The sequence below is a fragment of the Synechocystis sp. LEGE 06083 genome (assembly GCF_015207725.1).
GTDB classification, from domain to species: domain Bacteria; phylum Cyanobacteriota; class Cyanobacteriia; order Cyanobacteriales; family Microcystaceae; genus Synechocystis; species Synechocystis salina.
The window spans coordinates 1-9,558 of record NZ_JADEWJ010000143.1 but is presented as its reverse complement, the minus strand read 5'-3'; the positions used below and the strand labels follow the sequence as shown (position 1 = coordinate 9,558).

Here is a 9,558-nt window from a genome sequence, read left to right as displayed (position 1 = left end):
AGCATCCCCAATAATCAACTCAGTAGTTAACTAGGGTTGTCAGAGTATTAATGGATAAATCAGCAAAGCTTTAAAGAAAGTTAAATTTTTCAATCTTTGTGGTCATTTTTATTTAGCTATTGGACAATATAAATTACTAATTTTAAGGAGTTCATCATGGACTTTAACCCGAATGAGTGGCCTACCCATAAACAAGGTGAGGTTGTCCGGCAACTAATACTAGATGCGTTGGACAGTCCAAAGACTAAGGAAGAATTGTCCAGTTTGTGCAACAAGAGCGTTAGACAAATCACTAGACATTTACACCGTTTGTCCAGCGAAAACAAGATTTTGTCCACTGGAAAAGGGCAATTTGTCCGGCGGATTGCCGCTGGATTTTTACTGCTTTACGTTGGACAAATTTAAGTCCAGCGTTGGACAGCATTGGACTTGACAGAAAAAAATTGTCATATAGAATCCCCTAAACGACAAGTTCCACAAAAAAATATTTGGGAGATTAAAAAAATGTCCATCGCTGGAAAATCCAAAGGTGACGTTGTACAACAACTGGAAAAGTCCTACGGGGTAGCCCGGACAACGGTGTTCAATCGGCTGAAATATTTAGGCTATTCGTTGGACAAAGTTGATGATTTGTTCAGTTTGTCCAATGAACAAATGGCTGAACTTGATAAACTTCATCGCTGGATAAGTGATGGGGGCAAAATGGCCGATTATCCCAAACCAGGACAATTGACCATGATCACCGATGAAGGAGAACTAGAACAATATGGGGAAGTGATTAATTTTGATGCCCTAGAAGGGGACGAGGAACTGGGTCACGCTGAGCTGATCCGGGCCGCCCAAAATCAAGCGGCGGGGATCTTAATTGCCCAGAATTTACTAACTGCTGAAATCCTGAAAAATCCCCAACATTTACCGGCGGATCTCCAAGCCCAGGTGGAGCAGTCCAAGGTGGCGATCGCCCCAAAGCCCCAGAACCCGTTAGTGATAGCTTCCCAATGGATTACGAAAGCGAAGGCTTACCAGAGCAACCAGAACCATGGTCAACTGGCAGCCTAGGGGATGGGGATGAGTGGGAGCTGGCCCCACCGGCCGGGGAAACCTGTTATCGGCAACCGGAGCTGGAAGGGCTACTCCATTCCCTTTATTCCGCTCGGTCTGTGTTGGTGACATCGGGGGAAGGCATGGGCAAAACCTATCTGGTGCGCCAGGTGTGGGAACGACTGTTATCCGATGGGGTGACGTGCCAATACTTTGAACCAGCTACCCCCAAAACCCTGCTAACGGCGATCGCCGACATGGCCGGGGTGGACAGCAAAAACCTGGAAGGACGGAGCAAAACGGTGGAAGTGCTAAAGCAAGAATTGATCCAATGGTTCAGCGTTAACCGGGCGGTGTTGATCTTCGACGATGCCCATTATCTGGAAGTGAAGTTCCGGCTTTGGCTGAAAAAGCTCAAGGACGTGGGCGTTCCCATGCTGTTGGCGGCCACCAATCCCCCCAGGACTGACCTGTTTATCTATGTGCCCCGCATTGAACTTAAGCCCCTGGCGGAATACCAGATCCGAGACTTGATGGAAAAGGAGGCGATCGCCCTGGGGTCTGGGCTAAAGCCAAATCAAATTGCCAAACTGCAAAGCCGAGCTGGGGGCAATCCCATGTTGGCTAAGCGGGCCATCGAGGAAGGTTTTCTGGGCATCCAAAACGAAGCGGGCGACCACGGCAGATATTTCGACATCACCCCTTTACTGCTCCTGGTGGGCATTGTCTTTATTTGCTATCGGTTCATTGGCCTGGGCACTGGGAATCAATCCCTCTATATTCTGGCGGGCATTGGGGGGGCCATTTTCCTGGGGGTGGCCAGGTTGTCCTACTACCTACCCAAGGAATCAAGGAGGATTAGCAACTGATGCTCACCATCACCCATTTATTAGTGGGAGCGGCTTCCGTTGGCATGGCGGCCCAAACCACCAACCCGGTTCCCATTCTGATTGGGGCGATCGCCAGTCTGTTGCCGGACATCGACATCAGCACCAGCCCCGCCGGTCGGATATTACCCTTTATTTCTCGGCCCCTGGAGCAACGGTTTAGTCATCGCAGTGCCACCCATTCCCTGTTGGCCAGTTTCACCCTCGCCCTGGTGAGTTATGCCCTTTGGTTTGCCATGCCAGTCATTCCCCTGGTAATCATCCATGCCCTCAACATTGGTTACTTCGCCGGTTGGTTCTTGGACTGCTTCACCAAATCGGGGGTGGAAATGTTTTACCCGTTGGGGGTGCGCTGTGTTTGCCCTGGTAATCGGAATCTGAGGATTTCCACCGGCAGTGCCGCCGAATATTGGCTGATGGTCTTCGTGGTGGCGATCGCCGTTTGGACTTTTCAATTGAATAACACCGGCGGTCTGGTGAAAAACTTCAATGCCCTGATTGCCGCTCCCAGTGGGGTGGTGGAATTGTACAACCGTAAGGGGGGCAACAAAATTATCTATGCCGAATATGAGGGAGTGTGGGCGGGGAACCGTGCGCCGATAAAGGAAGAGGCCCCGGTAATTGCCACCAATGGCCAAGGCTTTTTAGTTCTGCGGGATGACCAGGTGGTGAAAGTGGGCACGGAAGCAGACAGCACCATCATTGTTAATCGCATTCGGGGCCGGGAAGGGGAACCCGCCGTTATCCACACCGAAACCATTTACCTCGACGATGAACCGCCCGATCGCCTAGAGGGTTACATCAACCCCATGACTTTTATCAGTGGCCAGCTCACCATTGATGACCCCACTATGCTCCGCCTGGAACAGTCCGCCTTTGCCTTTGCCCCCATCCGCAATGCGGGAGGATTTGTCACCCTGGACCATGCCCCCATCGAAACGGCGATCCACCTCCTCCAAGACCAATACGTTAGGGGGTCGGTAACTATCAAAACCATTGAAAAACGTTAATTGTCCAATATCCCCCTAAATCCCCCTTAAAAAAGGGGACTTGAAATCCGATTCCCCCCTTATCAAGGGGGGCCAGGGGGGATTCCTAACCACCACTGTGTGAAGCCTGCCATGACTATTTTGCTTTATCTCTTGGGAATCCAATGCTTTGCCGCCCTGTTGATAGTCCATGCCATTTATCTCAACCACCGCTAACCCCTAGTAATTACTATGACTTTCTCCCCTAGTAAACGTCCCCAACTCAACAGACTGACCCACACTGTAACCCCTAGTAATATTTTCCCTACCAACCGGGAAGGGGTGTTAATCGGTGAACAGATTTATTGGAACCCCGCCACCGTGGCCAATCCCCATGGGTGCATCATTGGCGGTTCCGGGGCCGGCAAAACCCAAACCCTGAAGGCGATCGCCTGGGAGGTGAGCAAGTTGGTGGAGGTGGCAATCATTGACTTCCATGGCGACCAGGAGCTACCGGGGGAAAAGGTTTACCACATCAATATGACCAGCAACTCTGGCATTAATCCCCTGGTAATTAACCTCGACCAGGAAGGGGGCGGCCCCAATCTGCGGGCCATTGAGCTGGCCATGCTATTCGCCAAAACCCTACGGTTAGGCAGTAATCAACAGGGCAAACTACTGGATGCGTTCAAACATTGCTATTTCCGCCGGGGTATCTCCCAGGAATCCCCCCAGAGTTGGTTGAAAGTGCCCCCTAACTTTTCTGACCTGGAAAGTTTGCTGGAGGAAATGGCCGAGGAAGACAAGGAAGCGGAAAAGCTGAGACTAAAGCTATCCACCATGTTTGAGTACGGCATTTTCAACAAAACCCAGCCCCCCTATGAAAGGTTAACCCGTTGGAATCTTGCCAAACTTCCCCCCCAATTGCAGGCGATCGCCGGGGATGCCCTCGCTTCCCAGTTGATGAACCGCCATCGTTTACTAGGGGAATCGGCCCTCAGAACGGTGCTGTTTATTGACGAAGCCAAGGAGCTTGGTTACTCAAAGGCTCTGGATCGGATTGCGGCGGACGGCAGAAAGTACGGCCTAGGGCTGTGGGTGGCTTCCCAGTCTTCCCGTCATATTTCCAAGGATGTTTTAACCAATACGTTCACTAAGTTGATTCTGCCGGTTGATTCTTCCGAGTTACCTTTAACCGCCCGCACCTTTAGGTTTTCTGAAGAGGCGATCGCCAATTTGAATCCCCTGGAATCATTGGTACGCTTTGGCAAAAATGCCAACAAAGTTAACGTTACCCCCTACTACCAAAGATGTGGTTAATTCTGGGCTACGCTGGCTTGCTTTATGCCACTGCTGTTTCAGTTGCTCTGTATCAAAAGGCTATGACAATGTTAACCACCACCACTACCCTCACCGAAGAAGAGTTAACCGAAGCAAGAAAATGGTTGCTTGATTGCTGGTCATTCGACATCTTCGACATTAAACATTTCCTCCTGCTCTGTGATGAACCCTGGCTCGACCAAGATGAACTAGAAAGCTGGATGTTGGGCTGTTTATCGAGGGATTTAGCGGAAGTTGAGGACTTTCTCGACAATTGCTCCGATGCCCACATTGAAGCGGCCATTGATGAGTATTACCAAGGTGGGCTGACTGCTTTTCGGAGGTCATTATGAATTGGCGGGCTTTACTGTTGGCGGTAATCCTCGGCACTGTGGTCTTTGGCGGCCTCCATGCCCAAACCAACACTACTAATACCCCTAGTAATAATTCTTCCCTCACTACCCCCAACCGGCTCAAAATTAATCTCACCCTAGGTGACCCAACGGAACTGAAGGTGCGGGAAGGGGATACGGTTAACCGGGGTCAGGTGCTATCGGACAAAGAAGCGGAACGCTCCCGACTGGAACGGGATCAACGGGAACGCCTCCTGGCGATCGCCAATGTGGAAGGTCAATTGGTGCCCATGCTGCAACCGACCCCGGCCCTGCGGGAACTGCCCCCCATTTCCTACACCGTGGAAGAAACCGCCATTCAATTAGCGGAAATTAAACTGGCCCAGGCCCAACGGAATCTGGCCACGGCGATCGAAGCTGACCCTTTTATTTCTGCCAAAGCGAAAGTGGAACGTTCCCTAGCCGATGTGGAAGCGGCCCACCGGGCTTTTGAGTTACAGCAACGCAAGCTCGATGCGGTCAATGGTTTGAAGGGTTTGCCGCCGGAGATGTTGACCCACGAAACAGAAAAGCTCCGCCAGGTCAGGACAGCATTGGAGGGCAAGGAAGCGGAGTATAAATTTTTCCAAGCGGAATATTTCCAGGTGGAAGCAGACCGCCGCAAGGAACTCACTGATTTGCAAAGTAAGGTCAGCATTGCCCGGGGGGAATTGGAACAGGCCCAGTCCAGGTTACGGGCGGCCAAGGAAAACCGGGAACTGGCGGAATATAACCACCGCATCACCATTTCCCGCCGAGCAGAAGAAGAAAATCAGGTGGCCATCAATGTGGCCAATCAAAAACTAGACCGGGAGTTCAAGTTGGCCCAGCTCCGGGAGCAATTATCCGCTGTGGAGGAAAAGCTCAATGGCATTGTTCAAGTCAAAAGCCCTTACTCTGGCACTATTCGCCGCATTAAGTTTGACCGCCAAACCGACGGTAAGCTGGCCGTTACCCTCTACCTCGACACCACCGGTGCTAGCCCAACTAACTGACGATGGGGAAATTGAGGAACCAGATCTGCTGGAAATTGGCAGTGAGGATGACCCGGAGTTGATGGAAGACCCCCAGGGGCAACCCAATCCCTTCCTTGACCCCGAACTGGATGACCTGGTGGATAAAAAAATTAGCGAAGATGTTTGGTCACAAATGCTCGGGGACTTGCCCTGTAGTGTGGCGACGGAATCCTGTGTTAACCAACTACAAAATACGGCCATCCAAAATTCCCGCCTTTTGGCAGACCTCCAGGACAAAATTGATGAGAGTATCGCCGCTGTGGAAGAGGCCCGGCAAAGGAACCTTGATAGCATTGCCATTTCTAATTTCTCCCCTTTCCTCCAGGTCTTTCTCTACTCCACCCTGGGGCCGGTCAGTAATAGGGTGGAAGCTCCCGTCACCAATCCCTTTCGCCTCATCCTTGGTAATGTAGCGGCGGCATTTCTGGGCCAGGGTTTAGGTTCTTTGTTCAACTGGTCACAATACGCTGGCAATGACCAACAACAATCCCGCATCATTGCCATTGGGGATATCCAAATCAAAATCGCGGAACTGCAACGCAATAAATCAGAATTACAGCAAAAACTCCGGGAACAGGTCACCCTCGAAGTCCTCAAACTGGAGGAATTGGCCCGGGCTTTTCAAATTGAGCAGGCGATCGCCAAGCGGGATAAGCAACGCCTCGAAATTGCCAAGGTTAGTTACAGATTCGGGGAAGGGGACAGTGAACGCTATTTAGCCCAACTGAGTAGCTACGACCGGCAAAAAGCCGCAACTTTTCGGGAATGGTCACGGCTCAGAAATCAGGTAGTACAGGTTAAATTGCTGGTGCTGGGCACTGGGGAGGATTAGTCATACTGAATGTCATCTACACAAAATTCTGTTCAGTCTCATAAAGCAATTTTTACTCCTCGGCAAATACCTCAAAACCTTTCATCTTGTATTGCTGGAAGCACAAGCTCACGCATATAAGATGCTTTGGACATATTGATGATTGCATTGGGCTAGTTTCCTATAAATAATTAATATCGTCCTTTGAAAATCCAAATAAGAATTTAATTGACCAAATAGTATTTAGTTTATAAGTGAAAATTTATACGTTCCAAAAATCAGCCGCTTCCTTAGGAAAGGTAGAAAGAACTTTTTGAAAAGCTTTTTCGTTTATATGTTTCCTCAAAGCAATAGCTACATCTCTAATGGCCGTATCAGGAGAAAAATTATGTTCCTCTCGCAATAACTTCACTTCTTGAATCATCTCTGCATAATCTCCAAAAGGTTTTTTAGACTCGTTTATATTCCAGTCAGTTACAAAAAGAGCCCTTAAGCAGACTGGCAAAACATTCGCAAAAGCAATAGCATTTTCTGTAGAAAGCCTCCGGCGAAATACTTGAAAAACACCTTGGGTCATCGTATAGGCTACATGTGTGCTCCATAATCCTGCTATGTTACGGGTATCTACTAAATACTCATAAAAATTATCTGAAGCACGCTGATATTCTGCAGGTACTGGCATAATATTTTCTTTGGACTTTTTAGTGTTTCCACATAATTATAGCCCGCCCTAGTTATAAGTTTTATAGATTTAATAATGACATCTATGCTCTAGCCAAGTTCTAACTTCTTGTTCAGAACCAAAACTCATATGCTTATTAAAAATTGGATCGTAAACTTCAAAGTATATATCACCATAGCGGCTAACTTTTCTAGATATTTTGGGTTCGTTACAGTAGGCTAATATATTTACTAATGAATAAAGTAGCCCATTTATTCTTTCTTTGATGCGTTGCAAAAAATAGAGTTTTTCATGAAATGGAGTGATAATTGAGAGACAATCTTTTATTGTGTTTACACAATTTTCATAAAAGTTTTGATTAGTCATTTTCTCAGAAATGAAATTTAGTGGAACAATAAAATAGCATTAAATCATTTAATTGGATCTTAATAACTATTCTATTTTTTAAAAGAATTAATCGACTTATATAAAAATTTTACTCATTTATTTCAAATAAGAAAGATGCAGTTACAATAAATTGTTATGGATACAGTTTACTTTTCAGCAACTGTTATGGTTACTAATCAGCTTAACTGTAATGCTTTTCTAATTTAGGAACAAAAAATGAAGCCTAAGTTTATGACAACCTCGCCTAATCAGACCCTCTACCAAACGGTAGCGGATCAAATTCATGGACTGATTAGTGAAGGTACTTTCCAGCCAGGCGATCGCCTACCATCGGTGCGAAAATTACATCAGCAGTGGTCAGTAAGTATTTCAACAGTCTTGGAAGCTTATCGCCTACTTGAGGATCGAGGATTAATCGAAGCTCGTCCCCAGTCAGGCTACTTTGTCAAAACCATATTGAATTTCCTACCTGACGAGCCTAGTCCCAGCACACCTCAGTCTGCCGATAATCCTGTTGATACGTCTTTAGCCTTCCGTGTAAATAATTCAATGTTGAAACCTGGAATCATTGGCTTAGGGGCGGCGATCGCTGGTAGCAATCTTTTACCTATAGCTACCCTCAATCGTTTGATGGGGCAAGTGCTACGAGCTAAGCCTGAAGTTACCCATCGCTATAGTTCACCACAAGGCTGTGAAGAATTACGTCATGAAGTAGCACGTCGTCTCATAGACACTGGTTGCTCTATTACACCAGATCAGATCGTTATTACGAATGGAACGACGGAAGCACTCTATCTTTCCTTAAAGGCTGTCACAAAACCCGGTGATACCGTTGTCATCGAATCTCCTACTTATCATCTTTTGTTGGAAACCCTTGAAGCTCTTCACCTCCGGATTCTAGAGTTACCGACTCATCCTCAACATGGTATCTCGCTAATACACCTCGAAGATGCTTTGAAAAACGATCAAATTTCAGCTTGTGTCCTAATTGCAAATTTTAGCAACCCTTTAGGTAGTTGCATGAGTGATTCTAAAAAGAAACAGCTTATAAGTTTAATTAATCGTTATAATGTTCCATTAATTGAAGATGACATTTATGGTGATCTTAACTTTACTGGAAATCGCCCAAAAGCAATCAAATCCTTTGATACCCAGGGTTTAGTCTTGTATTGTTCATCTATAAGCAAAACACTATCACCTGGATTAAGAATTGGCTGGGCTGTACCGGGACGTTATCAAACAAAAGTTGAGCAACTAAAGATGACGACTAATTATATGACAGCAGTTGCTCCACAACTGACGATCGCTGCATTTTTAGCGAATGGTGGTTATGATCGCCATTTGCGGAAGCTAAGACGCACCTACCAGGCGCAAATGATGGATATGACTCAGGCGATTTGTAATTACTTTCCTAAAATGACCAGAGTATCTAGGCCAAAAGGAGGCTATATTCTCTGGATTGAAATGCCAGAAATAGTTGATACTCTTCAGCTATACGAGGATGCATTACATCATAATATTGCCATTGCTCCAGGTAGTATGTTTTCTTCATCTGGCGGTTATCGTAACTGTTTTCGACTTAATTTTGGTTTGCCTTTTACACAAGAGATTCAGGAAGCAATGATTGTACTTGGACAACTTTTGCATGAGCAGACAAAATAAAATTTACAATTCAAGGCAATTTTTAATCAAGGAGAATTTAGAGAAAAATTATTATGGATACCGTGGTTCATAAAGTAAAGGGTCAATTTGGGGGAGGGGGACAGTGAACGCTATTTGGCCCAACTGAGTAGTTACGACCGGCAAAAAGCCGCAACTTTTCGGGAATGGTCACGGCTCAGAAATCAGGTGGTACAGGTTAAATTGCTGGTGCTGGGCACCGGGGAGGATTAGTCATACTGAATGTCATCATTGGTCAGGTAGGATCTGCCCTTGCTACAAATGGGGCGGGGTGTCCATCTATACCAATCTGCCCAGCTATAATTTCTCACCAAGACGTTATTTTTGCGCAACTCAAACCCATCGGCATAGTCCAAGTCATAACCGGGCTTTTT

Annotated in this window: 12 protein-coding genes; 10 read left to right on the top strand and 2 right to left on the bottom strand. The window is 46.9% G+C overall.

Annotated elements, in window-relative coordinates; genetic code table 11:
* The first annotated feature begins 156 nt into the window (after nt 1–156).
* The 8 genes from IQ219_RS11835 (at nt 157) to IQ219_RS11800 (ending at nt 6,456) form a co-directional block, all read left to right on the top strand.
* A complete protein-coding gene (locus IQ219_RS11835; RefSeq protein ID WP_011153544.1) occupies nt 157–405 on the top strand; it encodes a hypothetical protein in 249 nt (82 codons plus the stop codon).
* A gap of 99 nt (nt 406–504) precedes the next feature.
* Complete coding sequence (locus tag IQ219_RS11830; RefSeq protein WP_011153882.1) at nt 505–1,059, top strand: hypothetical protein; 555 nt, start codon at nt 505–507, stop codon at nt 1,057–1,059.
* On the top strand, nt 999–1,910 hold the full coding sequence (locus tag IQ219_RS11825; protein WP_228017004.1) for an ATP-binding protein: 912 nt from the start codon (nt 999–1,001) through the stop codon (nt 1,908–1,910). Before IQ219_RS11830 ends, IQ219_RS11825 begins: the two co-directional genes overlap by 61 nt.
* Nucleotides 1,910–2,938 (top strand): metal-dependent hydrolase, encoded by a 1,029-nt coding sequence (locus IQ219_RS11820; RefSeq protein ID WP_194072731.1) that lies wholly within the window; start codon nt 1,910–1,912, stop codon nt 2,936–2,938. The genes IQ219_RS11825 and IQ219_RS11820 overlap by 1 nt, the downstream gene beginning before the upstream one ends.
* A 210-nt stretch (nt 2,939–3,148) precedes the next feature.
* Nucleotides 3,149–4,216, top strand: coding sequence for an ATP-binding protein (locus tag IQ219_RS11815; RefSeq protein WP_194072730.1), 1,068 nt, complete (start codon nt 3,149–3,151; stop codon nt 4,214–4,216).
* Nucleotides 4,207–4,569: a hypothetical protein gene (locus IQ219_RS11810; RefSeq protein ID WP_194072729.1), complete on the top strand. Its 363-nt coding sequence runs from the start codon at nt 4,207–4,209 to the stop codon at nt 4,567–4,569. Before IQ219_RS11815 ends, IQ219_RS11810 begins: the two co-directional genes overlap by 10 nt.
* Nucleotides 4,566–5,603: a hypothetical protein gene (locus IQ219_RS11805; protein WP_194072728.1), complete on the top strand. Its 1,038-nt coding sequence runs from the start codon at nt 4,566–4,568 to the stop codon at nt 5,601–5,603. The genes IQ219_RS11810 and IQ219_RS11805 overlap by 4 nt, the downstream gene beginning before the upstream one ends.
* A complete protein-coding gene (locus IQ219_RS11800) occupies nt 5,530–6,456 on the top strand; it encodes a hypothetical protein (RefSeq protein WP_228017002.1) in 927 nt (308 codons plus the stop codon). Before IQ219_RS11805 ends, IQ219_RS11800 begins: the two co-directional genes overlap by 74 nt.
* 241 nt (nt 6,457–6,697) lie before the next feature.
* Here the strand turns inward: IQ219_RS11800 and IQ219_RS11795 are convergent, their stop codons facing one another.
* Together IQ219_RS11795 and IQ219_RS11790 are read right to left on the bottom strand one after the other, a co-directional pair.
* Nucleotides 6,698–7,117: a DUF2267 domain-containing protein gene (locus IQ219_RS11795; RefSeq protein ID WP_194072727.1), complete on the bottom strand. Its 420-nt coding sequence runs from the start codon at nt 7,115–7,117 to the stop codon at nt 6,698–6,700.
* 69 nt (nt 7,118–7,186) lie between these two features.
* Nucleotides 7,187–7,483, bottom strand: coding sequence for a hypothetical protein (locus IQ219_RS11790; RefSeq protein ID WP_194072726.1), 297 nt, complete (start codon nt 7,481–7,483; stop codon nt 7,187–7,189).
* 237 nt (nt 7,484–7,720) lie between these two features.
* Between IQ219_RS11790 and IQ219_RS11785 the strand changes: the two genes are divergently transcribed.
* Both IQ219_RS11785 and IQ219_RS11780 read left to right on the top strand, forming a co-directional pair.
* Complete coding sequence (locus IQ219_RS11785; RefSeq protein ID WP_228017000.1) at nt 7,721–9,166, top strand: PLP-dependent aminotransferase family protein; 1,446 nt, start codon at nt 7,721–7,723, stop codon at nt 9,164–9,166.
* 87 nt (nt 9,167–9,253) lie between these two features.
* Complete coding sequence (locus IQ219_RS11780; RefSeq protein ID WP_228016998.1) at nt 9,254–9,397, top strand: hypothetical protein; 144 nt, start codon at nt 9,254–9,256, stop codon at nt 9,395–9,397.
* The last annotated feature ends 161 nt before the right edge of the window (nt 9,398–9,558 follow it).